The sequence below is a fragment of the Kluyvera sp. EC_51 genome (genome assembly GCF_019584505.1).
GTDB lineage: Bacteria > Pseudomonadota > Gammaproteobacteria > Enterobacterales > Enterobacteriaceae > Kluyvera > Kluyvera sichuanensis.
Window position 1 is genome coordinate 64,382 of the sequence record NZ_VDAG01000061.1, and the last position, 23,516, is coordinate 87,897.

Here is a 23,516-nt window from a genome sequence, read left to right on the forward strand (position 1 = left end):
TTACTCCGCCGCAGCCTGGGCCAGATCGTTTTGAACCTGTTTACGCTGTTCCGCGGTCAGCACCTGGCTTAAGTCAAAGTAGTATTTCACTTTGTAGTAGCGAACCTGCTGATCAACTTTGCTGAATGCCGCCAGCTGTTTGTTCACGCCCGCTTCATCCCATTTGCCGGACTGGATCATGTCGATGATCATGCCGTCTTTAACATCCTTCATGGAGATAGCCTGAACGTTTTTCTCCAGCTGCTGGTGCAGGGTTTTCATTTTGGACACCTGAGCATCGGTCAGCTTCAGATGCTGAACGATAGGGTCCTGAGCTGGCGCTGGGGCAGCGGTGGTATCAGCAGCCTGAGCGGCGAAGGTCGCGCCAGCAAGGGTGGCAACCAGTAAAGCGGTGCGGGTAAATTTTTTCATTGTAGTCATCCATAAAGCATTCAAATTGACGCCGAAGCGCCAGGCAACGGAGGAGAAACCCCCTGATTTTTGTCGGGGTAATGATAGGTTGACAGTCAGCCTTGATGCTCGCGGATTGTTGTGTCTGTTGGTAACGATGGGAAACAATGACTCTATGAAATCATAACTGTTTACGTATTAAGACCTTCTTAATGTTGCGGTTTTATTTTCGACCATTTCAGCAGTAAAACCACGCCAATGGAAAGACGAAATTGTGCAAAGCATTTGCGATATCTGGCGTTACTTATCAAATTTTACCTTTAGATAACAATTACTTTCGCCAAATGATATTTGGTTATAAAGCATAGCGAATCGTTATTTGTTCCGCTGAGGGCAGTGTGGGAGCGTAAAAAGACAATACAAAAACAAGGGTATCCAGAAAGATTATGGCAAAGACAAAACAGACCGTTGCACAGCTCGCACTTATCACTGGCCTGGTGGCTGCCGGCCTGACCACCTTCACTGCGCAAGCCGATCAGCTGGCGGATATTAAGGCCAAAGGCGTGGTTAAAGTGGCCACCTTTGATGCCAACCCGCCGTTTGGTTCCGTGGACGCGAAAACGCACGAACTGGTGGGCTACGACGTCGATTTCGCCAAAGCGCTGGCTAAATCGCTGGGCGTGAAGCTGGAACTGGTGGCGACTAACCCGGCTAACCGTATCCCGCTGCTGCAATCCGGCAAGGCGGATCTGATTGTTGCTGACATCACCATTACTCCAGAACGCGCACAGGTTATCGACTTCTCTACCCCATACTTCGTTACCGGCCAGCAGTTCCTGGTACCGGCGACCGGCGGCGATAAGCTCGACGATTACAGCAAAGCGCGCATCGGCGCGGTGAAGGGCACCACCGGCGAGCAGACGCTGCATCAGCGCTTCCCGCAGGCGCGCGTGCTCTCCTATGACGATATTCCGCTGGCACTGACTGCGCTGCGTAACGGCAACGTGCAGGCGATTACCCAGGACAGCACCATTCTGGCAGGCCTGCTGGGCGAAGCGCCGGATAAAGCCAAATTCAAAATCCTGCCGGATTTGCTCAGTAAAGAAGAGATCGGTGTAGGCGTGAAAAAAGGTGAACCGGCGCTGCTGAAAGCGGTGAATGATGAGCTGGTGGCGCTGGAGAAATCGGGCGATGCGGCGAAAATCTACGACACCTGGTTTGGCCCTTCCACTAAAGCGCCGCAGCCGCGTTCCTTCACCATAGAAGCAAAATAATATGTTGTCGGCTTTACTTTCTCGTTCCGCGGCGAAGTCCGCGGATTTTTCACATCTGCAGAATGCCAGCGTGACGTTCCGACAGGCGGTGAAAGAATATGGCAGTCATCGAGTGCTGAACGGCATCGATTTGACGATTAATCCCGGCGAAGTGGTGGCGATCCTTGGGCCTTCGGGCTCGGGGAAATCAACGCTGATTCGCCTGATAAACCAGCTGGAAAGCCTCAGTGGCGGTGAAATCCTGATTGACGATAAGCCAACCAGCCAGCTAAGCGGCAGGGCACTGCGCCAGCTGCGCAGCCGAATCGGCTTCGTCTTCCAGCAGTTCAATCTTTATGCCCATCTGACGGCAGCGCAGAACATCATGTTAGCGCTGGAGTCGGTTCACGGCTGGAAGCGCAACGATGCCCAGCGGCGCGCGCTGGAGTTGCTGCAAAAGGTCGGGCTTGCAGAAAAGGCCGATGCGATGCCTTCGCAGTTATCCGGCGGCCAGCAGCAGCGCGTGGCGATTGCTCGGGCGCTGGCCTCCTCGCCACAAATCATCCTGTTTGACGAACCGACCTCGGCGCTGGACCCGGAAATGATCGGCGAAGTGTTGCACGTGATGCAGTCACTGGCGCACAGCGGGATCACCATGATTGTGGTGACCCACGAAATGCAGTTTGCCCGCGAAATTGCTGACCGGGTGGTGTTTATCGACGGCGGCGATGTGCTGGAGGTCGCGCCCCCGGCGGCGTTCTTTGCCAATCCACAGCATCCGCGTGCACGACGTTTTCTGCAGAAGGTGCTGGACCCGCTGCATCAGGAGCGGACGGCGTGATGATGCATTTTGACTGGCAGGGGGTGCTCAGCGGGCAGCCTCTGCAATGGATTATCTCGGGCTTTCTCACCACGCTATGGGTGTCGCTTGCCGGAATTGTGCTGGCAAGCGCGCTGGCGGCGCTGTTCTTATTGCTGCGCCTCGCCGGAGGGCGAGTGGGGCAGGGTATCACCGCCTGCTGGGTATCGTTGTTTCGCAATACGCCGCTGCTGGTACAGCTGCTGTTTTGGTACTTTGCAGCGTGGAACTTCCTGCCGCAGGGGCTGCGGGATTTTGTCAACGACCCGCACGACTGGTCGATTCTGCCCGGCAACGTCTGGTGGCTGACGCCGGAGTTTCTGTGCTCGGCCTGGGGTCTTGGCGTCTTTACCTCGGCATTTTTAATTGAGGAAGTGGCGGCGGGGCTGCAAAGCGTGCCGAACGGCCAGCGTGAAGCGGCGCTGGCGCAGGGGTTTTCTACTGCCGGGCTGCTGCGACATATTTTGCTGCCGCAGGGGCTGGCTAACGCCTGGCAGCCGGTGGTGGGGCAGTATCTGAACCTGATGAAGCTCTCGTCGCTGGCGAGCGGCATTGGTTTTGCCGAGTTGACCTACCAGGTGCGGCAAATCGAAAGCTATAACGCGCATGCGCTGGAGGCTTTCGCGGTAGGCACCGTGCTCTATCTGCTGACCGGCGTAGCGCTTGGGCTAGTGTTGAGCCGTCTGGGCCCCAAACCGGTAGGGCAGCCTAAGCGCGTGCGAAAATCGGCGGCGAGCGTCACGGGAGGGGTAGCAAATGAACGCTAATCTGGCGGTAATTTACGACAACCTCGACTACCTGCTGTGGGGGCGACTGGCCGACGGTGAACCCGGTGGCGTAGCGCTAACGCTGATGATGGCGATAGGCGCAGGCGCGCTGGCGCTGCCGGGCGGTATTCTGCTGGCCTGCGCGGCGTGGCGATTCTCCGGCATGACCCGGCGTTTGCTCTACCTGTGGGCGGAGGCGATACGCGGTATTCCGCTGATCTTCGTTATCTTCTGGCTGTGGTATCTGCTGCCGATGCTGACCGGGAGCGACCTACCGGGCGCGGTGACGGTGACCCTGGCGCTGGCGTGGTTTACCGCTGCCTCGGTGATGCACTCGGTGCTGGCGGGGCTGCGCGCGCTACCGACCGGGCAGTATGAAGCGGCGCTGACCCAGGGCTTTAGCGCCGGGCAGAGCCTGCGGTTGATTCTGCTGCCGCAGACGCTGCGCAACGTGCTGCCTTCGCTGGTGGGGATTTTTATCAGCCTGCTGAAAGACACCTCGCTGGCGTTTATCGTCAACGTACCGGAATTGACCACGGTAGCGGGACAGGTAAACAACCGCGTGCAGATCTACCCGACGGCGATATTTGTCTTTATCGGCGTGGTCTATTATCTGCTGTGCTTTGGGCTGGAAAGGGTGGCGAAACGCTGGCAGCGGCGGGTGGCGATATAAAAAACAAACCCGGCGTCGCGATGCTCGGCCGGGCTACGAATGACAGGGTGTGGTAGCCCGGCCGAGGCATTTATGCCGACGCCGGGTTTAGCACATCACACGTTTTTACGTTCGATGGTTTGCTCGCCCCAGAAGAGCGCGTCTTTGTCCGTTTTACTGAAGGCCAGTTCGAGAACGGCATCGCTGCCTTCTTCCCAGATTTTTTCTGCCGTCTTTTCATCATATTTCGCCAGCTCAAAAATCGCTTCGGCGATTTCGGGTGACGTGTTGCGCAGACTGGCCCATTCACCAATGTGATGAGCCTTGCCTTCTTGTGTCGGCATATCGCTTCTCCCTTAAATCATTAGCCTTTCATTTTGACGGCCAGGCCTGCCACGTATTCACCCTGGTAACGAGCGATGGACAGCTCTTCCTGGCTTGGCTGGCGTGAACCGTCTCCGCCAGCGATGGTAGTCGCGCCGTATGGCGTACCGCCGCGAACCTGAGAAACATCAAACAGCTCCTGGGCTGCGTAGCCAATCGGCACAATCACCATACCGTGGTGGGCGAGGGTCGTCCAGGTTGAGGTAATGGTCTGTTCCTGACCGCCGCCGGTGCCGGTCGAGCTAAAGACGCTGGCCAGTTTGCCGTACAGCGCGCCGGACGCCCATAGGCCGCCGGTCTGATCGAGGAAGGTGCGCATTTGCCCGGCCATATTGCCGAATCGGGTAGGGGTACCGAAGATAATGGCGTCGTAATCAGCCAGTTCTTGTGGGGTGGCGACGGGAACCGCCTGCGCTTTGCCGCCTGCTTTGGCAAAGGCTTCTGCTTGCATGGTTTCTGGTACGCGCTTGATGGTGACGTCAACGCCGTCAACCTTATTGGCGCCTTCGGCTACCGCTTTAGCCATCGTTTCGATGTGTCCGTACATAGAATAATAGAGCACCAGAACACTTGCATTTCCACTCATCTTAACTCTCCTGTGTCAAATTCGTCGGTTTCTAACAAGCATGTTTAAGCATAGTCGCTAATGACGGATTCGCTGCAACGATTCGGCAATTTATCCGTGCCTTTGTGGCATGATTTTTTGCCGCCGCTGCGCGCTTTGACGTACGCTGACACACTTTTATCTGACCGGCTTTCCTCCACCATAAGAGTCAATTACGCACCCGTAAGATACCCATTTGGCAAAAACGGCGGGCAGATATGACAAAATGTGACCAATTCGCCTGCGCTGCCGCTGCGACGGCTAACCTTATTATTACCCGTGCAGCACGGCGGGTGAACGCGCTTTGAATTACGTAATGCACTATGTCGTTCTCTCAACCGGAGGTCAGTAATGGCAAACCATCGTGGCGGTTCCGGCAATTTTGCCGAAGACCGTGAAAGAGCATCAGAAGCAGGTCGTAAGGGCGGCCAACATAGCGGCGGGAACTTCAAGAACGATCCCCAACGCGCCTCGGAAGCGGGCAAAAAAGGTGGGAAAAACAGCCATGGCAGCCACCGCAACAGCTAGCGGTGCGTGAAATGTCTGCCTCTCTCCTAACCGCCGGATAATCCGGCGGTTTCTTTTTCTGGCCGTAACCCGCAAAATAGGCATTGATGCCGTAAATAACAAGGAGAGGGCGCATGGCTCAGGATGCAGTAAAGAAAGGTGGCAAACGTTCGCAGGCCGTGAGTGCGAAAAAGCAGGCCATCCTTACCGCCGCGCTGAATACCTTTTCACAATACGGGATCCACGGCACGCGCCTTGAACAGGTCGCGGAACTGGCCGGGGTGTCGAAAACCAATCTGCTTTACTACTTCCCGTCAAAAGAGGCGCTTTATGTGGCCGTGATGCAGCAGATCCTCGATATCTGGCTGGCTCCGCTAAAGGCATTTCGCGAAGATCTGGCGCCGTTGGTGGCGATTAAAGAGTATATCCGCCTCAAGCTTGAAGTCTCACGCGACTACCCGCAGGCCTCTAAGCTGTTCTGTCTGGAGATGCTGCAGGGCGCACCGCTGGTGATGGATGAGTTGACCGGCGACCTGAAAGCGCTGGTGGCGGATAAATCGGCGATTATTGCCGCCTGGGTTCAGGCTGGAAAGCTCGCACCTATCGACCCGCATCATCTGATCTTTATGATCTGGGCGACGACCCAACACTACGCTGATTTCGCCACTCAGGTGGAAGCGGTGACCGGCAAAACCCTGCGCGATGAAACCTTCTTTCAGCAAACCGTCGATAACGTCCAGCGGATCATCATCGACGGTATTCGCGTCCGTTAGCTGGCGGGCGGCAGAGGGCAGCTCAGGTCGCCCTCTTCACACTGTAGCAGCGATGAGAGAAATGCCTCGCGCTCGTTGGTTTTGTCGGTCAGGCACTGGCTGTTTACCATCGGTTGCGCGGTGCCGCCGTGGCTACTGGAGCTGATAAACGCGCAGTCCGCGTCCCGTAGCGTAATCCACGCCGACTGGGCTTTCTTCAGTAAATCTCGCTGCGCGGGCTCCGCGCGCTTCAGCACATCCTGCCAGGTTTGATTGAGTTTTTTATCGGCCGCCTGATACTGCGCGGCGGAGCAGGTATTCAAATCCGCCTGCGTGGTGGCATCGGCACATTCGTCCGCCAAGGCATAACCGCTGGTCAGCAGCAGGGCGAAGGCGGGTAAGAGACGTTTCATCGGTTGACTCTCCAGATTATTCATACGGCGCTTAGGCTCAGGATATAACACGATTTTACCCCCGAATCTCCTCCAACCACCGTTCGTTTTTCCGAATTTGAAAGGTGGCGCAACGATCGACTGGACGCCTTTGGTGTAGAAGGTTGATGATCGCGCATTCGCATGGGAGAGGAAAGGGAGATGACAGTGATGTCCGGCACTAACGTTCAGCCTCGGTTAAAGCTTTTCACGCTGGCGTGGCCGATTTTTGTGGAGCAACTGCTGCGGTTGATGCTCGGGTACGTCAGCGTTTTTATGCTGGGGCACTATTCCGACGAAGCCGTTGCCGCCACCGGCGTTGCCAACCAGATACTGGCAATTTCGGTGATCTTTTACGGTTTTTTGACCGTCGGTGTGCAGATTGTGGTGGCGCAACTGATTGGCGCGAAGCGGTTTAAGCGCGTTGAGCGGGTGATCACTAACGGGCTGGTGGTGGCTTTTCTCATTGGCGTGGCGATGAGCCTTATCTTTATCCTGTTTGGTGATGCGTTTCTGCGCATGCTGGGGCTCAGCGAAGCGCTGGTGGTCGTGGGGTCGCCGTTTATCCGCATTATCGGCGGCATTTCGGTGGTTATCGCTCTCTATTCGTCCATTTTGCCGATTCTGCGCACCCACGGCTATGTCCGCCAGGCGATGCTGGTGCCGATCACGGTCAGCGTAATTAACGTGGTGTTCAACTATCTCTTCCTCTACGGTAAGCTGAGCTTTCTCGACCTTGGCGTCACCGGGGTGGGGATTGCGGTGTGTATTGCCAACATCATTGGCATGCTGATGTCGGCGTGGATGCTGAAAAAATACATCGGCTACGTGTTCCGCTGGCAGAAATTGAAGCAGTGCTCGCGTAAGATGCTGGGGGCTATTCTACGCTACGGCCTGCCGTCGGCAGGGGAGAACCTCTCCTACGCGGGGTCGCAGCTAGTGGTAACGGCGATTATCGCCTTTCTCGGTACCGAGGCGCTGACCACTAAGGTGTACGCCTCAACGATCAGCCAGTTTGTTGCGCTGTTTGCCATGTCCATCGGCCAGGCATCGCAGATTATTATCGGCCGCGCGGTGGGGGCGCGGGAGATAGACGCGGCGTACCGCCAGGGGATTAAAAGCTGGCGACTGGGGCTGATGGTGGCCTTGTCTATCAGCGTGGTTATCTACCTGCTTGCCGAGCCGATTATGCAGCTCTTTACCCCTAATCAGGAGATTATTGCCCTGACCAAAAAGCTGTTTATGCTGTCAATTTTGCTTGAGCTGGGGCGCGCGACCAATATCATCGTTATCAGCAGCCTGAACGCCACCGGCGACGTTCGATTTCCGTTTATCTGCGGGATTATCGTGATGTGGATTGTCAGCCTGCCGTTTTCCTACCTGCTTGGCGTGTATATCGGCTGGGGGCTGGTGGGGGTGTGGATAGCCTACATTATTGATGAAGGGCTGCGGGCGATGCTGATGTACCGGCGCTGGCACAGCCGGGTGTGGACGACAAAATCTGTATTTTAGCCAGTGAGTTCCCGGGCGAGCGCAAGCGACCCCGGGACGGCACCCAAATAAAAAACCCGGCAATCGCCGGGTTTGAATATCTTAACCAATCGTCATCAGGCTGGCGTTGCCGCCCGCTGCGGCGGTGTTCACGCTGAGCGAACGCTCGTGATACAGACGCTCCAGCAGCAGGTTAGTTTCCCCGCGAGCAAAGCCCTGCACCGAAACAATCGCCCCGTCGCGCGCCGCCACCTGCTCGCAGAGTTCGCGCAGTTGGTCAGAATCACCGTGGTAAATCACCGCATCAAAGAAGGCGTTCATCAGCGTTTCCGGCTTCGCAAAGTGGATACGCTCGCTCACCGCTTTCGGCAGCGATTTCACCAGCTCACGCTGCAACGGCGCATCCTGCCACAGCACTTCGCTGCCGACCGCCATCACCGCCGAGAGCTGCGTCAGCAGATCCGACTCATTGTCGGCTACGCATAGCACGCGCTCACGCGGTACCAGCGTCCAGGTGTTGCGCTCGCCGGTTGGTCCCGGCAGCACGCGTTGGGTACCGGCCTGTGCCAGTTCGCTATACCGCTTGCTCTGCGCCAGCTGTTCCGGACGACCGGCCATCCAGCTTTGCAGCTCGGTGAGCGGTTTTTCCAGCAGCGTTTTCAACTGCGAATCGACGACCTGACCGGCATCCTGACGCGCCAGCGTTTTCGCCAGCGCCGTTTCCGGGCGGCTTGCCAGCAGACGGTACAGGTACATCGGGCCGCCCGCTTTCGGGCCGGTGCCGGAGAGGCCTTCACCGCCGAACGGCTGTACGCCCACGACCGCGCCGACCATATTACGGTTGACGTACAGGTTGCCGACCTTCGCACTGCCGGTCACCTGAGCGATGGTTTCATCAATACGGGTGTGCACGCCGAGGGTCAGCCCATAGCCGGAGGCATTAATCTGTTCAACCAGCGAATCCAGCTGATTACGGCTGTAGCGCACCACGTGCAGTACCGGGCCGAAGACCTCTTTTTTCAGTTCGTCGAAGCTGTCGAGTTCAATCAGCGTTGGTGGAATAAAGGTGCCGCTCTGCCATTCGCGGCTGTCTTCGGCGTTTTCGCGCGCGGCCTGGAAGACGGTGCGGCCTTTGGCGCGCAGGGTCTGGATATGGTGTTCAATACCGGCTTTCGCTTCGGCATCAATCACCGGCCCGATATCGGTGGTCAGACGGCCAGGGTTGCCCATCCGACACTCCGCCATGGCGCCGCGCAGCATGGTCAGCGTGTGGTCGGCGATATCGTCCTGCAGGCAGAGCACACGCAGCGCCGAGCAGCGCTGGCCTGCGCTATCGAAGGCTGAGGCCACCACGTCAACCACCACCTGCTCGGTGAGCGCGGAAGAGTCGACGATCATCGCGTTCATACCGCCGGTTTCGGCGACCAGCGGCGTTGGGCGGCCCTGAGCGTCGAGACGGGTGGCGATATTGCGTTGCAGCAGGGTAGCGACATCGGTAGACCCGGTAAACATCACGCCGCGCACGCGGGCATCGCCGGTCAACTGCGCGCCGACGGTTTCACCACGGCCTGGCAGCAGCTGCACCACGCCTGCCGGTACGCCTGCTTCCAGCAGCAGGGCGATACCCTGTGCGGCAATCAGCGGGGTCTGCTCGGCCGGTTTGGCCAGCACGCTGTTACCCGCGGCAAGGGCGGCGGCAACCTGACCCATAAAGATAGCCAGCGGGAAGTTCCACGGGCTGATACAGACTACCGGGCCCAGCGGGCGGTGGGTTTCGTTATCAAAATCATCGCGAACCTGACCAGCGTAGTAGTGCAGGAAGTCGACCGCTTCACGCACTTCGGCAATGGCGTTGCTGAAGGTTTTCCCGGCTTCACGCACCAGAATCCCCATCAGCGGCTGCATCTGATCTTCCATCAGCACCGCCGCACGTTCCAGAATCGCGGCACGTTCTTGCGGCGGAGTGGCAAACCAGATTGGCGCGTTGTTCACCGCGCTGTCCAGCGCCTGCTCCACTTCACTGGAAGTCGCTTCGCGGACATAGCCCACCACGTCTTTTGGCTCAGCCGGGTTAATCACCTGCACCATATCGCCGTCGGCAACCGGATGCTCCAGCATCGGCTTCGCCGTCCACTTATGCAGCGCGCTATTGAGCAGCGACGAGGAGAGGGAGGCCAGACGGTGTTCGTTGGCGATATCCAGACCAGCGGAGTTGACGCGGCCTTTACCGTAGAGATCACGCGGCAGCGGGATCTTCGGATGCGGCAGACCGGACGCGCCCTCCTGTAGCGCCATCTTCTCGACCGCCAGCACCGGGTCGGCAACCAGCTCGTCCAGCGGCAGGCTGCTATCGGCAATGCGGTTAACGAATGAGGTGTTGGCGCCGTTTTCCAGCAGACGACGCACCAGATAGGCCAGCAGCGTTTCGTGAGTACCTACCGGGGCATAAATACGGCATGGACGGTTCAGCTTGCCTTCCGCCACTTTACCCACTACCTGCTCGTACAGCGGTTCGCCCATGCCGTGCAGGCACTGGAACTCATATTGGCCCGGGTAGTAGTTATTGCCCGCCAGTTGGTAAATCGCCGCCAGGGTGTGGGCGTTGTGGGTGGCGAACTGCGGGTAGATCAGGTTCGGCACGCCGAGCAGTTTTTTCGCGCAGGCGAGATAAGAGACGTCGGTGTACACCTTGCGGGTGTAGACCGGATAGCCTTCGAGACCGTCCATCTGCGCGCGTTTGATTTCGCTATCCCAGTAGGCGCCTTTCACCAGACGGATCATCAGGCGGCGACGACTGCGGGTGGCGAGGTCAATCAGGTAATCAATGACGAACGGGCAGCGCTTCTGGTAGGCCTGAATCACGAAGCCAATACCGTTCCAGCCCGCCAACTCTGGCTCAAAGCACAGTTTTTCCAGCAGATCGAGGGAGATCTCTAAACGATCGGCCTCTTCGGCGTCGATGTTAATGCCGATATCGTACTGACGCGCCAGCAGGGTCAGCGATTTCAGGCGCGGATAGAGTTCGTCCATCACGCGGTCGTACTGCGCTCGGCTGTAGCGCGGGTGCAGGGCGGAAAGCTTGATGGAGATCCCCGGGCCTTCATAGATGCCACGCCCATTGGAGGCTTTGCCAATGGCGTGAATCGCCTGCTGATAAGAGACCATATAGGCCTGCGCATCGGCGGCGGTCAGCGCGGCTTCGCCGAGCATATCGTAGGAGTAGCGGAAGCCTTTTTCTTCGAGCTTACGGGCGTTGGCCAGCGCTTCGGCAATGGTTTCGCCGGTCACGAACTGCTCGCCCATCAGACGCATCGCCATGTCCACGCCTTTACGCACCAGCGGCTCGCCGCTCTTACCGATAATGCGGTTCAGCGAACGCGATAGGCTGGTTTCGTTGTGAGTAGAGACCAGCTTGCCGGTAAACAGCAGCCCCCAGGTGGCGGCGTTGACGAACAGTGACGGGCTGCGGCCAATGTGCGACTGCCAGTTACCGTTACTGATTTTGTCGCGGATAAGGGCATCGCGGGTGGCTTTATCAGGAATACGCAGCAGCGCTTCCGCGAGGCACATCAGCGCCACGCCTTCCTGAGAAGAGAGGGAAAACTCCTGCAGCAGGCTCTGTACCATCCCGGCACGGCCGCTGGCGGTTTTCTGGTTGCGCAGCTTTTCCGCCAGCTTCCAGGCTAACTGATGCGCCTGTTCGGCAATCGGCTGCGGCAGACGGGCCTGCTCCATGAGCATCGGCACGGCGTCGGTTTCGCTACGACGCCAGGCGGCGGTGATCGCCGCACGGGTCACGGATTGCGGCAGGATCTGCTCGGCGAATTCGAGGAACGGTTGGTGGATTTCTTCCGCCGGCTGGGCTGATTCATCGCTCTCGTTCGCGGCACCCGACAGCAGCGCAGGCAGCTCAGGCAGGACTTCATCGTTTTCCAGCTTTTCCAGATAGTTAAAAATCGCCTGCTTTATGAGCCAGTGAGGGGTGCGGTCGATCCGTGTCGCCGCACTCTTAATGCGCTCACGCGTTGCGTCATCCAGCTTAACCCCCATGGTGGTGGTGCCCATGCCATCTACTCCTGTTGCTCGGTTATCATCGTAATTGCGTAACAGGAATATCTATCATGTTGCAACTTTGTGCAACCGTGTTAAATGTGATGTCCGTTGCAGGCTTAAAAATGAATTAATTGTTAATGGTAAAACTTATGGCAAGCGGATCTGGAAATAGGTATCGCGAGCTGATTTTATGCGCCACTTAACAGTTATTATCGGTGCAACCGTAAAAAGCGTGAGGGAGTGCAACCTATAGGAAAATGCTATCAGCGGGCTAATGCATTCGATGTAAATGCGGTGTTAAATCGTTTGTGAAAAAATTCCGCTTCCGTCAGGATACGGTCGCTTCAAATGATTGCCCCGTTCCGGCAATGATAAAGACGGCAAATTGGGATATTGCCGACGCATAATTCTGGAGAATTTAATGACTATTAGTACACCGATGCTGGTGACCTTTGTTGTTTATATTTTTGGCATGATCCTCATTGGCTTCTTTGCATGGCGCAACACCAAAAATTTCGATGACTATATTCTCGGCGGCCGCAGCCTGGGCCCGTTCGTGACTGCGCTTTCAGCCGGCGCCTCTGATATGAGCGGCTGGCTGTTGATGGGCCTACCGGGCGCCATCTTCATCTCCGGTATCTCGGAAAGTTGGATTGCCATCGGCCTGACCGTCGGTGCGTGGATTAACTGGAAGCTGGTAGCCGGGCGCTTGCGCGTGCACACCGAGGCCAACAATAACGCCTTAACGCTGCCGGACTACTTTACCGGGCGCTTTGAAGATAACAGCCGCGTGCTGCGTATTATCTCCGCGCTGGTTATTCTGCTGTTCTTCACCATCTACTGTGCTTCCGGGATTGTTGCCGGTGCGCGTCTGTTCGAAAGCACCTTCGGCATGAGCTACGAAACCGCCCTGTGGGCGGGGGCGGCAGCGACCATCCTCTACACCTTTATCGGTGGCTTCCTCGCAGTAAGCTGGACCGATACCGTGCAGGCCAGCCTGATGATTTTCGCGCTGATCCTCACCCCGGTGATTGTTATCTTCGCGGTCGGCGGCATGGGCGACTCGCTGGAAGTTATCAAACAGAAGAGCATTGAGAACGTCGATATGCTCAAAGGGCTGAACTTCGTCGCCATCATTTCACTGATGGGCTGGGGTCTGGGCTACTTCGGTCAGCCGCATATTCTGGCGCGCTTTATGGCTGCCGATTCCCACCACAGCATTGTGCACGCCCGCCGTATCAGCATGACCTGGATGATCCTATGTCTGGCCGGTGCGGTTGCCGTGGGCTTCTTCGGCATTGCCTACTTCCAGAACAACCCGTCGGTGGCCGGGCCGGTAAGCCAGAACGCCGAGCGTGTGTTTATCGAACTGGCGCAGATTCTGTTTAACCCATGGATTGCCGGGATCCTGCTGTCGGCTATTCTGGCGGCGGTGATGTCAACCCTGAGCTGCCAGTTGCTGGTCTGCTCAAGTGCCATTACCGAAGATTTGTACAAAGCGTTTCTGCGTAAAAACGCCAGCCAGAAAGAGCTGGTATGGGTAGGGCGCTTTATGGTGTTGGTGGTGGCGCTGGTGGCTATCGCGCTGGCGGCAAACCCGGAAAATCGCGTGTTGGGTCTGGTGAGCTACGCCTGGGCTGGCTTCGGTGCGGCGTTTGGCCCGGTGGTGCTGTTCTCGGTGATGTGGTCGCGTATGACTCGCAACGGCGCGCTGGCAGGGATGATTATCGGTGCTGTTACCGTAATCGTCTGGAAGCAGTTCGGCTGGCTGGGGCTGTATGAAATCATCCCAGGCTTTATCTTTGGCAGCGCCGGTATCGTCCTGTTCAGCCTGTTGGATAAGGCACCGTCGACCAGCATGCAGGAGCGTTTTGCGAAAGCGGACGCGCATTATCACTCTGCGCCGCCGTCCCGCTTAAGTAGCCCGGACGAGGTGCGGTAGCACCGATTCCGGGGTAGCTCGGTGCACGATCCCAGCGTTGCTTGGCTCGGCCGGGCTACCCTTCTAAATGCCCGCAATACTGCGGGCTTTTTTATGTCTGTACTTGATAACTCACGCAACTATATCGACGCTATTTTTTTACATCTCGTCATTATTTCCCTCACATTTCGCTTGTGTTTATTTTTGGCTTAATGATAATCACTATCACTCACATTTACCTGTCTTTGCAAAAGTTGACGGCGTTACACATTTAAGGATGTCCGCATGTTTGTGCCTTTTCTCATTATGCTGCGCGAAGGGTTGGAAGCAGCGCTGATCGTCAGCCTGATTGCCAGCTATCTTAAGCGCACGCAGCGCGGCCGCTGGATTGGCGTCATGTGGATTGGCGTGATTCTGGCCGCCGCGCTGTGCTTAGGTTTGGGCATCTTTATCAACGAAACTACCGGTGAGTTCCCGCAAAAAGAGCAAGAGCTGTTTGAAGGACTGGTGGCCGTGGTGGCGGTGGTTATTCTGACGTGGATGGTGTTCTGGATGCGTAAGGTGTCCCGCAACGTCAAACAGCAGCTCGAGCAGGCGGTGGATAACGCGCTGCAAAAGGGCAATAACCACGGCTGGGCGCTGATTATGATGGTCTTTTTCGCCGTGGCGCGTGAAGGGCTGGAGTCGGTCTTCTTCCTGCTGGCAGCATTCCAGCAGGATCTCGGTATCTGGCCGCCGCTGGGGGCGATACTGGGTCTGGCAACGGCCGTCGTGCTGGGCTTCCTGCTTTACTGGGGAGGCATTCGCCTCAACCTCGGCGTGTTCTTCCGCTGGACGAGCCTGTTTATTCTGCTGGTCGCGGCTGGGCTGGCGGCTGGGGCGATTCGCGCCTTCCATGAAGCGGGCCTGTGGAACGCTTTCCAGGACGTCGCTTTTGACCTCAGCGGTACGCTGACTACACATTCGCTTTTCGGCACGCTGCTGGAAGGCATCTTTGGTTATCAGGAAGCGCCGAGCGTCAGCGAAGTGGCGGTCTATTTCCTGTATCTGATTCCGGCACTGGCGCTGTTCTTCTGGCCGCCGCGCGCTGCTACATCAACATCACGTATCGCCCCATAAGGCAGAAAACGGCTGTTTAGTGACTACTACTTATCGAAAGGGATGGACCATGACCAAGAACTTCCGCCGCAGCGCGTTGCAGACGGGCATCGCAGCACTCTTCTCTACGGCGTTTATGGCACAGGCTGCCGATATTCCGCAGGTTAAAGTGACGGTAAACGACAAACAGTGTGAACCGATGTCCATCACTGTGAACGCCGGTAAAACCCAGTTTATCATCCAGAACCATAGCCAGAAGGCGCTGGAGTGGGAGATCCTGAAAGGGGTCATGGTGGTGGAAGAGCGTGAAAACATCGCGCCGGGCTTCACTCAGAAGATGACCGCGAACCTGCAGCCGGGCGAATACGACATGACCTGCGGCCTGCTGACCAACCCGAAAGGCAAGCTGATCGTCAAAGGCGAAGCGACCAAAGACGCGGCGAAAGCCAACGCGCTGCTGGGCCTGAACGACGCCATTACTGCCTATAAAGCGTATGTGACCGCCGAAACGGCTGAGCTGGTGAAAGGCACCAAAGCCTTTACCGATGCGGTGAAAGCGGGCGATATCGCTAAAGCGAAATCCCTGTACGCTTCTACTCGTCAGCACTACGAGCGTATCGAACCGATTGCCGAGCTGTTCTCTGACCTCGACGGTAGCATCGATGCCCGTGAAGACGACTACGAACAGAAAGCGGCGGATCCGAAATTCACCGGCTTCCACCGTCTGGAAAAAGCGCTGTTTGGCGACAACAGCGTGAAAGGCATGGAGCACTATGCCGACCAACTGAATACCGACGTGCTGGAGCTGCAAAAACGTATCTCCGAGCTGGCTTTCCCACCGTCAAAAGTGGTAGGCGGCGCGGCGGGTCTGATTGAAGAAGTGGCGGCGAGCAAAATCAGCGGCGAAGAAGATCGTTACAGCCACACTGACCTGTGGGACTTCCAGGCTAACATCGATGGCGCGCAGAAGATTGTTGACCTGCTGCGTCCTCAACTGCAGAAAGAGAACAGCGCGCTGCTGGCGAAGGTTGACGCTAACTTCAAGAAAGTGGACACCATTCTTAGCAAATACCGCACCAAAGACGGCTTCGAAACCTATGACAAGCTGACCGATGCGGACCGCAATGCGCTGAAAGGGCCGATCACCACTCTGGCGGAAGATCTGGCGCAGCTTCGTGGGATCCTGGGTCTGGACTAAGCAAGATGGCAAAGCAGCACGCTGACGACCTGAACGAACCGTCACGTCGTCGTTTATTAAAAGGGATCGGCGCGCTGGGAGGCGCGCTGGCAATTTCCGGCGGTTGCCCGGTGGCGCACGCGGCGAAGGCTAGCGAGGCGCCGACGACCAATAGCCGGATGGAAATCCAGCCGTTTTACGGCGAGCATCAGGCAGGCGTACTGACGCCGCAGCAGGCCGCGATGATGCTGGTGGCATTTGACGTGCTGGCGGCGGATAAAGCAGACCTTGAGCGTCTGTTCCGTCTGCTGACCGACCGCATTGCCTTCCTCACCAAAGGTGGCCCGGCACCGGATACACCGAATCCACGTTTGCCGCCGATGGACTCCGGCATTCTCGGTGCGTTTATCGCCCCGGATAACCTGACCATGACGGTATCGGTCGGCCAGTCGCTGTTCGACAGCCGTTTTGGTCTGACGTATAAAGCACCGAAGAAACTACAGAAGATGACGCGCTTCCCGAACGATGCGCTGGATGCGGCCCTGTGCCACGGCGACCTGCTGCTGCAGATTTGCGCCAACACGCAGGACACGGTGATCCACGCGCTGCGCGATATTATCAAGCACACGCCGGACTTGCTCAGCGTGCGCTGGAAGCGGGAAGGGTTTATCTCCGACCACGCGGCGCGCAGCAAAGGGAAAGAGACACCAATCAACCTGCTCGGTTTTAAAGACGGCACGGCCAACCCGGACGGCCGCGATAAGCCGCTGATGGACGAGGTGGTGTGGGTGACCGGCGATCAGGGGGAACCGGCGTGGGCGAAGGGCGGTTCGTATCAGGCCGTGCGCATTATTCAGTTCCACGTTGAGTCCTGGGATCGTACGCCGCTCAAGGAGCAGCAGACGATTTTCGGGCGCGACAAGCACAGCGGCGCGCCGCTGGGCATGAAGAACGAGCACGATGCGCCGGACTACACCCGCGACCCGAACGGCGATGTGATTGCACTGGACAGCCACATTCGTCTGGCTAACCCGCGGACCAAAGAGACCCAGTCGAGCCTGATGATGCGTCGGGGATACAGCTACTCGCTGGGCATTTCCAACTCCAGCCAGCTGGATATGGGGCTGCTGTTTGTTTGCTATCAGCACGACCTGGAAAAAGGATTCCTGACGGTGCAAAAACGCCTGAATGGGGAAGCGCTGGAAGAGTACGTGAAGCCGATTGGCGGCGGGTATTTCTTTGTGCTGCCGGGGGTGGCATCGGATAAGAGCTATCTGGGTAGCACGCTGTTGCAGGCCTGAGTGCAGTCCCGTCGGCGCTACGCTTGGCCGGGCTACATTGTACGACACGCATTTGTAGCCCGGGCGAGCGCAAGCGACCCCGGGATTTCCCCTAAACTTCAGAATATCGCCAAAAATCAGTCCTTTTTTTTCATTCCCCCCTGATTGATATAAAACTGTCACATAAATGTCAGATGCTATCTCTGAAAGCCATCGTTATATTTATGTAAAAATTATGTTGCATCTTTTGTTGATTTGGATGTAATAATAAATATAGCGGTAGTTTCCGTTTCACTATGGAGATCGCGAATGGTAGCGTCCTTGACTGGACTAAGCAGAACCTCAACCCGCACCATCCCGCGCGGAGGCCCTCTCTCCGGCAGCGATTTCGTCACTTCAATTTTTCATCCAATTCGAATTCAACCCGTTGTTCCCGACGTATTGCGCGGTGCGCGTAGCCGTGCGTATTCGTCATTTCGACAGGCAGTTGCTATGGCTTACAAGGAAGCCAAACCTCAGACGTTCGTGCGCATAATCGTGCTGATATCAGCGCGTGTGATGTATACCAACAACTCAAGGTGCTATCCATGGGAAGACAGAAAGCAGTGATCAAAGCTCATCGCGAAGCAAAACGTGTGCTGAGACGTGACTCACGCAGCCACAAACAACGTGAAGAAGAATCGGTCACCTCGCTTGTGCAAATGAGTGGTGGAGTGGAAGCAATCGGTATGGCGCGCGATAGTCGCGACACCTCGCCGATTGCCGCCCGCAATGACGCTCAGGCCCACTACCTGCATGCTATCGAGAGTAAGCAGCTGATCTTCGCTACTGGCGAAGCGGGCTGCGGCAAGACCTGGATCAGCGCAGCGAAAGCTGCGGAGGCGCTCATTCATAAGGATGTGAATAAGATTATCGTGACGCGTCCCGTCCTTCAGGCCGATGAAGACCTGGGGTTCCTGCCCGGAGACATCTCGGAGAAATTCGCCCCTTACTTCCGCCCCGTCTATGACGTGCTGGTGAAACGACTGGGCGCCTCCTTTATGCAATATTGCCTGCGCCCGGAAATTGGTAAGGTAGAGATCGCGCCGTTCGCCTACATGCGCGGACGTACATTTGAAAATGCGGTGGTGATTCTTGATGAGGCTCAGAACGTTACCGCGGCGCAAATGAAGATGTTTTTAACCCGCCTCGGGGAGAACGTCACGGTTATCGTGAATGGGGACATCACCCAGTGTGACCTGCCGCGCGGCGTTCAGTCCGGGCTCAGCGATGCGCTGGCCCGCTTTGAAGAAGATGAGATGATAGGCATTGTTCGCTTCACCAAAGATGACTGCGTACGCTCGGCGCTCTGCCAGCGCACGCTGAAAGCCTACTACTAACCGCTGTAACGTCTGCAAAGCCCGGGAAACCGGGCTTTGTTTTATATTGACCTTTCCTCGATTATTATTTTCGCACTTAATATTGAGTGGATAAAATAATGTTTTTAAATATTAATTATCATTTCCAAAAGAATGACGGTAATAAATATTTTAAATGAGCACCTTTGATTTAATAAGTTATGGTGGATTAGGAATTTAAATATACCCAATGTTAAAAACAGAAACATTAACCCTAATAATTTAACAAAATTAAACGACTAATTTTTTGTTTGTGAGCTATTTCATCATTTTTTTGTTGGGAATAGGGTATGGTTTGTTAGCATTTAAATTGATTTGGTGTATACGGTGAATCGTAAATATAAGTTACACGAATTTCTTGACGTTGAGCGTTTACAAACTCTCCAGGACAATTTCAGCAAATCAATGTTGATTGCGCTTGTTGTGGTGGATCAAGATGGCGTTCCCGTGACCCATCCCAGCGGATTTTCCGATTTTTGCGCCCGCTCAAGAATGAATCAATCGCTCGCAAGGCATTGCTATAATAGCGATAGCGCAGGTGGGGAAGCCGCAATGCGTGCCGGAAAACCGGTGGTGTATCGCTGCTACTGCGGCTTTGTCGAGTTCGCGGTTCCCATCATGATTAATAATCATTATCTTGGCGCCTTTATTTCCGGTCAGGTGAAGGTTGAGGAAGAGAAAGAGAAAAGCATTCCCTACATCCTCGATAACAACCATCTCTGGCAGGAGAACACGTGGATTACCAATCTGCATGATAATATGCAGCGTATGCCCTATGAGCGCTTTGAGTCCACGGCCTATACGCTTCTCCATGTGGCTTCTTACCTTGTTGAACAGGCTCATACCAACAATATCGAGCGTGAGTTACGCCATAAAGAGCAAGAATTAACCAGCGAATTACGTAAACGAGTGGAAATCGAACGCTCATTACATGATGCCGAGTTCAAAGCGCTCTCGTACCAGATCAACCCCCACTTTTTATTCAACGTGCTAAACACGATTGGTCGGCTGGCGTTTCTTGAAGACGCCAATCGAACGGAAACCATGGTGCATGATTTTTCGGACATGATGCGCTATCTCCTGCGTAAAAATAACAATGGATTGATAACTCTGGGTCAGGAGTTGAATTACGTAAATTGCTATATGGCTATTCAAAAAGTCAGGATGACGGATCGTTTTGACTACGTCTGCGATATTGCCGAGAAATATAATAATGTGGTGTGTCCTTTTTTAATTCTTCAGCCATTGGTGGAAAATTTCTTTAACTATGTCGTCGAACCACGAGAAGTGAAAAGTCATATCATTTTGCGTGCCAATGATGACGGTAAGGATGTGATCATCGAGATCACCGATAACGGTGATGGCATCTCTGCTGAAGATATTGAACATATCCTCTCCGGGAATCAGAACCGACAGAAAGGCGGCATTGGTATTAACAATATCAAGAATCGTCTACAGCTGCTGTTTGGCGAGAATTATGGCCTGCAGATAACCAGCCCCCATAAGCCTATGTTTGGTACCACCATAAAGCTACGCTTTCCATTATTGGCCGCCTGAGAGTGGAGTGTGCATATGTATAATATTGTCATTGTTGAAGATGAGCATATTGAGCTGGAATCACTCAAGCGCATCATCTCACGTTGCGTTGAGAACGTTGTCATTCATGAGGCGTCGACGGGGCGAAAAGCGATTCAGCTCATTGATGAGCTTAACCACATCGACATGATGTTTGTCGATATCAATATCCCATTACCTAACGGTAATCAGGTGATTGAGTACCTCAAGCAAAAAAACACCGATACTAAAGTGGTTGTGACGACGGCAAATGATGATTTTGACATCGTTCGTCGGATGCTCAGCCTGAAAGTGGATGACTATCTTTTAAAACCGGTTAAACAGAGCATCCTCCACGATACGATTCAGAAAACATTGTTGATTGACGAAGAAGAAGCCGCAGCGACCCGTGAGCTCCGGCAAAACATCAGTGAATTGATCGGCAGTTGCGATTATTCCGGCTGGCACTCCTTTTTATTTGATTTACTCGATACCGCTTGTCGTGAGCAGGTTGCTGGGGGGGTAAAAACGGTCACCGACGTACTGGAATTGCTCCAGCAGTATCTGGCGGGGGCGGGTGAGAAGTATGTGTTATGCCGTCATAGCGTTACCGACATGATCCAATATATTCGCCTGCATGGGCTGTCCGTGAACCACTACTGGCGGGTGATGGTGGGGCTGTTACAAATTAGTGATGATATTTTCGAGCAGGCCTTTAAACAGGCCAGTGGGAATATGGATTTTGTTGCGCGAGCACAGTTCCATATTGAGAAAAATATCCTCAAGAACCTGACGCTGGATGATATTGCGGCGAAAGCCTTTGTGAGTTCCTGCTACTTGAGTCGAGCCTTTAAAAAGGCCACCGGCATGGGGTTTTCGAGTTATATTACCGGTCGCAAAATCAATATGGCCAAATCGCTTTTGCAATTCAGTGATCTAAAAGTGAATACGATTGCTCTCGAACTCTCCTGGCAGGATGCGAACTATTTCTGCCGAATTTTCAAAAAAGAGACTGGAATTGCGCCGTCGGACTACCGTCGGCAGGTCGCCGCTGAGCTCCACTGAACGATCCCGTTTTTTTTGCGCTTACGGCCCTCGTTAGCGCAAAAAAGTCCGCCATTCCAGCAATATAGTTTACGTATCCCAAAATCGGCGGCCGCTAGAATGGTCTATCCTCCTTCTAACGTGGCGCCGCCGTGGACGACTATCTTTTTACTTCTGAATCGGTTGCCGAAGGGCACCCGGATAAAATGGCAGACCAGATATCCGATGCCATTCTCGATGCATACCTGCTGCGCGATCCCTGGGCTAAAGTGGCCTGCGAATGTCTGGTGAAAACCGGCGCCGTCATCCTTGCCGGGGAGGTGACCTCCACGGCCACCGTTGATATTGAACAGATTGTACGCAGCACGGTGAAATCCATTGGTTACGATAGCTCAACGAAAGGCTTTGATGGTGCCACCTGTGCGGTCATCAACATGTTGGGCCAGCAATCTGGCGATATTGCTCGAGGCATTCGCGCCAGTGAACCAACGTCGCTTGGGGCGGGCGATCAGGGGATTACCTTCGGCTACGCTTGCGATGAAACGCCGCAGTTGATGCCGGCGCCATTGCTGTTCGCACATCGGTTGATGGAGCGCCAGGCGATGCTGCGAAAGACCCATCAACTTGATGGGGTACTCCCTGATGCTAAAAGCCAGGTTACGCTGCAGTATCGCAATGGGCAAATTTCTCATGCGGCGGCGATTGTAGTGTCTACTCAGCACCGTGAAGACATGCCCCTCAATGCGCTGCGTGAGGCGGTAATCGACGAGATTGTAAAACCGATTATTCCCTCGTCCTGGCTGACCTCTGATACGCAACTGTTGATCAACCCTGCCGGGCCGTTTGTAATGGGCGGCCCGTTCGCTGATTGTGGCTTAACCGGCCGTAAAATCATTGTCGATACCTACGGTGGTGCCGCCTGTCACGGCGGCGGGGCGTTTTCAGGTAAGGATCCTTCCAAAGTCGACCGCTCTGCCGCCTATGCGGCACGCTATGTGGCTAAAAATATCGTTGCTGCCGGTCTGGCTCAGCGCTGTGAGGTGCAACTGGCCTGGGCGATTGGCTTACCTCGGCCGGTTTCAATCCGTATCAATACTTTTGCTACTTCCCGGTTGTCCTCAGCGTCGCTGGCGCGTCTGGTCGAGCGCCATTTTGATTTGAGCGTCTACGGCATGATTTGCCAGCTCGACCTTCTGGCCCCTCGCTATCGCCAGACGGCGTGCTATGGCCACTTTGGCCGGGAAATTTTTCCATGGGAGCGCACTGATAAAGCGGAGTTGCTGCGGGATGATGCCGCAACCTCAGCGTGTGCCCCCGTGGCTACTCTATCGAATTGCAAATAACAGGAGATATTTATGTCCGGGCAGAGCTTGGGTCTAATTGAAACCGTCGGTCTGGCGGTGGCGGTCGAAGCCGCTGATGCCGCCATGAAGTCTGCAAATGTTGACCTGGTCGGATACGAGCTGACGAAAGGCGGCGGTCTGGTGACGGTGAAATTCACGGGGGACGTCGGCGCCATGAACGCAGCGGTATCGGCCGGTGTCGCTGCCGCAGGCCGCATTGGCCAGGTTTACGCCTGGAAGGTCATTGCGCGTACGGCAACCGGGATTGATCGGGTTATCAGCTCAGTCGAGACGTGCGGCGCAGCACCCGTTCAGCCGGTAGCGCCGGTATCGGAGCAAACAGCGATCGCGATACCGGTCGTTAACATTGAAGCCGTTGTCGCGCAGGAAGGATGCATGGCGGAAACGGCGTTACCTCCGTCACCGGTCGTCGAACCCGAATCAACTTCCGCGCCGGTTGCTGCGCAACCCCTCGCTGACGATGATAAAAAATCACCGCGCAGTCGCGGAAAAGGCCCCCGCCGATAACACGATGAGCCATCAATGAAAGCCACCTGCG

The 23,516-nt window shown here is 55.5% G+C and carries 21 protein-coding genes; 16 read left to right on the forward strand and 5 right to left on the reverse strand.

Annotated features, from left to right (window positions below; genetic code table 11):
* Positions 1 to 411 carry a Spy/CpxP family protein refolding chaperone gene (locus FHC49_RS11955; protein ID WP_185666471.1) on the reverse strand — a complete coding sequence of 137 codons (411 nt, stop codon included), beginning with the start codon at positions 409 to 411 and terminating at the stop codon, positions 1 to 3.
* Positions 412 to 836: 425 nt separating this feature from the next.
* Here FHC49_RS11955 and FHC49_RS11960 point away from each other — a divergent pair, with 425 nt between their 5' ends.
* Genes FHC49_RS11960 through FHC49_RS11975 form a run of 4 tightly spaced genes read left to right on the forward strand, consistent with a single transcriptional unit; the run spans position 837 to position 3,942 of the window.
* Positions 837 to 1,664, forward strand: coding sequence for an ABC transporter substrate-binding protein (locus tag FHC49_RS11960; protein WP_223883136.1), 828 nt, complete (start codon positions 837 to 839; stop codon positions 1,662 to 1,664).
* Position 1,665: 1 nt separating this feature from the next.
* Positions 1,666 to 2,484 carry an amino acid ABC transporter ATP-binding protein gene (locus tag FHC49_RS11965; RefSeq protein WP_220439859.1) on the forward strand — a complete coding sequence of 273 codons (819 nt, stop codon included), beginning with the start codon at positions 1,666 to 1,668 and terminating at the stop codon, positions 2,482 to 2,484.
* Positions 2,484 to 3,269 carry an amino acid ABC transporter permease gene (locus FHC49_RS11970; RefSeq protein WP_185666469.1) on the forward strand — a complete coding sequence of 262 codons (786 nt, stop codon included), beginning with the start codon at positions 2,484 to 2,486 and terminating at the stop codon, positions 3,267 to 3,269. The genes FHC49_RS11965 and FHC49_RS11970 overlap by 1 nt, the downstream gene beginning before the upstream one ends.
* A complete protein-coding gene (locus FHC49_RS11975; RefSeq protein WP_220439860.1) occupies positions 3,259 to 3,942 on the forward strand; it encodes an amino acid ABC transporter permease in 684 nt (227 codons plus the stop codon). The genes FHC49_RS11970 and FHC49_RS11975 overlap by 11 nt, the downstream gene beginning before the upstream one ends.
* Before the next feature lie 95 nt (positions 3,943 to 4,037).
* Here FHC49_RS11975 and FHC49_RS11980 read toward each other — a convergent pair whose 3' ends face one another.
* Together FHC49_RS11980 and wrbA are read right to left on the reverse strand one after the other, a co-directional pair.
* Positions 4,038 to 4,265: a YccJ family protein gene (locus FHC49_RS11980; protein WP_185666467.1), complete on the reverse strand. Its 228-nt coding sequence runs from the start codon at positions 4,263 to 4,265 to the stop codon at positions 4,038 to 4,040.
* Between the two features lie 20 nt (positions 4,266 to 4,285).
* Positions 4,286 to 4,891, reverse strand: coding sequence for an NAD(P)H:quinone oxidoreductase (gene wrbA / locus FHC49_RS11985; RefSeq protein ID WP_035896674.1), 606 nt, complete (start codon positions 4,889 to 4,891; stop codon positions 4,286 to 4,288).
* 369 nt (positions 4,892 to 5,260) lie between these two features.
* Here wrbA and FHC49_RS11990 point away from each other — a divergent pair, with 369 nt between their 5' ends.
* Positions 5,261 to 5,437: a general stress protein gene (locus tag FHC49_RS11990; RefSeq protein ID WP_185666466.1), complete on the forward strand. Its 177-nt coding sequence runs from the start codon at positions 5,261 to 5,263 to the stop codon at positions 5,435 to 5,437.
* A gap of 113 nt (positions 5,438 to 5,550) precedes the next feature.
* Positions 5,551 to 6,189 carry an HTH-type transcriptional regulator RutR gene (gene rutR, locus FHC49_RS11995; RefSeq protein WP_185666465.1) on the forward strand — a complete coding sequence of 213 codons (639 nt, stop codon included), beginning with the start codon at positions 5,551 to 5,553 and terminating at the stop codon, positions 6,187 to 6,189.
* On the opposite strand, the gene FHC49_RS12000 is transcribed toward rutR, so the two are convergent.
* Positions 6,186 to 6,581, reverse strand: coding sequence for a lysozyme inhibitor LprI family protein (locus FHC49_RS12000; protein WP_185666464.1), 396 nt, complete (start codon positions 6,579 to 6,581; stop codon positions 6,186 to 6,188). The two genes, rutR and FHC49_RS12000, sit on opposite strands and share 4 nt — an antisense overlap.
* Positions 6,582 to 6,761: 180 nt before the next feature.
* Between FHC49_RS12000 and FHC49_RS12005 the strand changes: the two genes are divergently transcribed.
* A complete protein-coding gene (locus tag FHC49_RS12005; RefSeq protein WP_255581354.1) occupies positions 6,762 to 8,111 on the forward strand; it encodes an MATE family efflux transporter in 1,350 nt (449 codons plus the stop codon).
* Between the two features lie 81 nt (positions 8,112 to 8,192).
* On the opposite strand, the gene putA is transcribed toward FHC49_RS12005, so the two are convergent.
* Complete coding sequence (gene putA / locus FHC49_RS12010; RefSeq protein WP_220439861.1) at positions 8,193 to 12,155, reverse strand: trifunctional transcriptional regulator/proline dehydrogenase/L-glutamate gamma-semialdehyde dehydrogenase; 3,963 nt, start codon at positions 12,153 to 12,155, stop codon at positions 8,193 to 8,195.
* Positions 12,156 to 12,564: 409 nt separating this feature from the next.
* Between putA and putP the strand changes: the two genes are divergently transcribed.
* From putP to FHC49_RS12055, 9 genes are all read left to right on the forward strand, one after another.
* Positions 12,565 to 14,085 carry a sodium/proline symporter PutP gene (gene putP, locus FHC49_RS12015; protein ID WP_185666462.1) on the forward strand — a complete coding sequence of 507 codons (1,521 nt, stop codon included), beginning with the start codon at positions 12,565 to 12,567 and terminating at the stop codon, positions 14,083 to 14,085.
* 264 nt (positions 14,086 to 14,349) lie between these two features.
* Positions 14,350 to 15,183 (forward strand): iron uptake transporter permease EfeU, encoded by an 834-nt coding sequence (efeU, locus tag FHC49_RS12020; protein WP_185666461.1) that lies wholly within the window; start codon positions 14,350 to 14,352, stop codon positions 15,181 to 15,183.
* A 49-nt stretch (positions 15,184 to 15,232) separates the two neighbouring features.
* Positions 15,233 to 16,360 carry an iron uptake system protein EfeO gene (gene efeO / locus FHC49_RS12025; RefSeq protein WP_185666460.1) on the forward strand — a complete coding sequence of 376 codons (1,128 nt, stop codon included), beginning with the start codon at positions 15,233 to 15,235 and terminating at the stop codon, positions 16,358 to 16,360.
* A gap of 5 nt (positions 16,361 to 16,365) precedes the next feature.
* Positions 16,366 to 17,640 (forward strand): iron uptake transporter deferrochelatase/peroxidase subunit, encoded by a 1,275-nt coding sequence (gene efeB, locus FHC49_RS12030; RefSeq protein WP_220439862.1) that lies wholly within the window; start codon positions 16,366 to 16,368, stop codon positions 17,638 to 17,640.
* A 566-nt stretch (positions 17,641 to 18,206) separates the two neighbouring features.
* Complete coding sequence (gene phoH / locus FHC49_RS12035; RefSeq protein ID WP_185666458.1) at positions 18,207 to 18,998, forward strand: phosphate starvation-inducible protein PhoH; 792 nt, start codon at positions 18,207 to 18,209, stop codon at positions 18,996 to 18,998.
* A gap of 345 nt (positions 18,999 to 19,343) precedes the next feature.
* Positions 19,344 to 20,573: a PocR ligand-binding domain-containing protein gene (locus FHC49_RS12040; RefSeq protein ID WP_220439863.1), complete on the forward strand. Its 1,230-nt coding sequence runs from the start codon at positions 19,344 to 19,346 to the stop codon at positions 20,571 to 20,573.
* Between the two features lie 15 nt (positions 20,574 to 20,588).
* Positions 20,589 to 21,635 (forward strand): AraC family transcriptional regulator, encoded by a 1,047-nt coding sequence (locus FHC49_RS12045; RefSeq protein WP_220439864.1) that lies wholly within the window; start codon positions 20,589 to 20,591, stop codon positions 21,633 to 21,635.
* 131 nt (positions 21,636 to 21,766) lie between these two features.
* Positions 21,767 to 22,957: a methionine adenosyltransferase gene (gene metK / locus FHC49_RS12050; RefSeq protein ID WP_220439865.1), complete on the forward strand. Its 1,191-nt coding sequence runs from the start codon at positions 21,767 to 21,769 to the stop codon at positions 22,955 to 22,957.
* A 12-nt stretch (positions 22,958 to 22,969) separates the two neighbouring features.
* Positions 22,970 to 23,485, forward strand: a complete 516-nt coding sequence (locus FHC49_RS12055) for a BMC domain-containing protein (RefSeq protein ID WP_220439866.1) — start codon at positions 22,970 to 22,972, stop codon at positions 23,483 to 23,485.
* Positions 23,486 to 23,516 lie beyond the last annotated feature (31 nt).

Bases quoted from the DNA above. Each gene is read 5' to 3' on its own strand.
- FHC49_RS11955 (WP_185666471.1), bottom strand. From the start codon at position 411: ATGAAAAAATTTACCCGCACCGCTTTACTGGTTGCCACCCTTGCTGGC.
- FHC49_RS11960 (WP_223883136.1), top strand. From the start codon at position 837: ATGGCAAAGACAAAACAGACCGTTGCACAGCTCGCACTTATCACTGGC.
- FHC49_RS11965 (WP_220439859.1), top strand. From the start codon at position 1,666: ATGTTGTCGGCTTTACTTTCTCGTTCCGCGGCGAAGTCCGCGGATTTT.
- FHC49_RS11970 (WP_185666469.1), top strand. From the start codon at position 2,484: ATGATGCATTTTGACTGGCAGGGGGTGCTCAGCGGGCAGCCTCTGCAA.
- FHC49_RS11975 (WP_220439860.1), top strand. From the start codon at position 3,259: ATGAACGCTAATCTGGCGGTAATTTACGACAACCTCGACTACCTGCTG.
- FHC49_RS11980 (WP_185666467.1), bottom strand. From the start codon at position 4,265: ATGCCGACACAAGAAGGCAAGGCTCATCACATTGGTGAATGGGCCAGT.
- wrbA (WP_035896674.1), bottom strand. From the start codon at position 4,891: ATGAGTGGAAATGCAAGTGTTCTGGTGCTCTATTATTCTATGTACGGA.
- FHC49_RS11990 (WP_185666466.1), top strand. From the start codon at position 5,261: ATGGCAAACCATCGTGGCGGTTCCGGCAATTTTGCCGAAGACCGTGAA.
- rutR (WP_185666465.1), top strand. From the start codon at position 5,551: ATGGCTCAGGATGCAGTAAAGAAAGGTGGCAAACGTTCGCAGGCCGTG.
- FHC49_RS12000 (WP_185666464.1), bottom strand. From the start codon at position 6,581: ATGAAACGTCTCTTACCCGCCTTCGCCCTGCTGCTGACCAGCGGTTAT.
- FHC49_RS12005 (WP_255581354.1), top strand. From the start codon at position 6,762: ATGACAGTGATGTCCGGCACTAACGTTCAGCCTCGGTTAAAGCTTTTC.
- putA (WP_220439861.1), bottom strand. From the start codon at position 12,155: ATGGGCACCACCACCATGGGGGTTAAGCTGGATGACGCAACGCGTGAG.
- putP (WP_185666462.1), top strand. From the start codon at position 12,565: ATGACTATTAGTACACCGATGCTGGTGACCTTTGTTGTTTATATTTTT.
- efeU (WP_185666461.1), top strand. From the start codon at position 14,350: ATGTTTGTGCCTTTTCTCATTATGCTGCGCGAAGGGTTGGAAGCAGCG.
- efeO (WP_185666460.1), top strand. From the start codon at position 15,233: ATGACCAAGAACTTCCGCCGCAGCGCGTTGCAGACGGGCATCGCAGCA.
- efeB (WP_220439862.1), top strand. From the start codon at position 16,366: ATGGCAAAGCAGCACGCTGACGACCTGAACGAACCGTCACGTCGTCGT.
- phoH (WP_185666458.1), top strand. From the start codon at position 18,207: ATGGGAAGACAGAAAGCAGTGATCAAAGCTCATCGCGAAGCAAAACGT.
- FHC49_RS12045 (WP_220439864.1), top strand. From the start codon at position 20,589: ATGTATAATATTGTCATTGTTGAAGATGAGCATATTGAGCTGGAATCA.
- FHC49_RS12055 (WP_220439866.1), top strand. From the start codon at position 22,970: ATGTCCGGGCAGAGCTTGGGTCTAATTGAAACCGTCGGTCTGGCGGTG.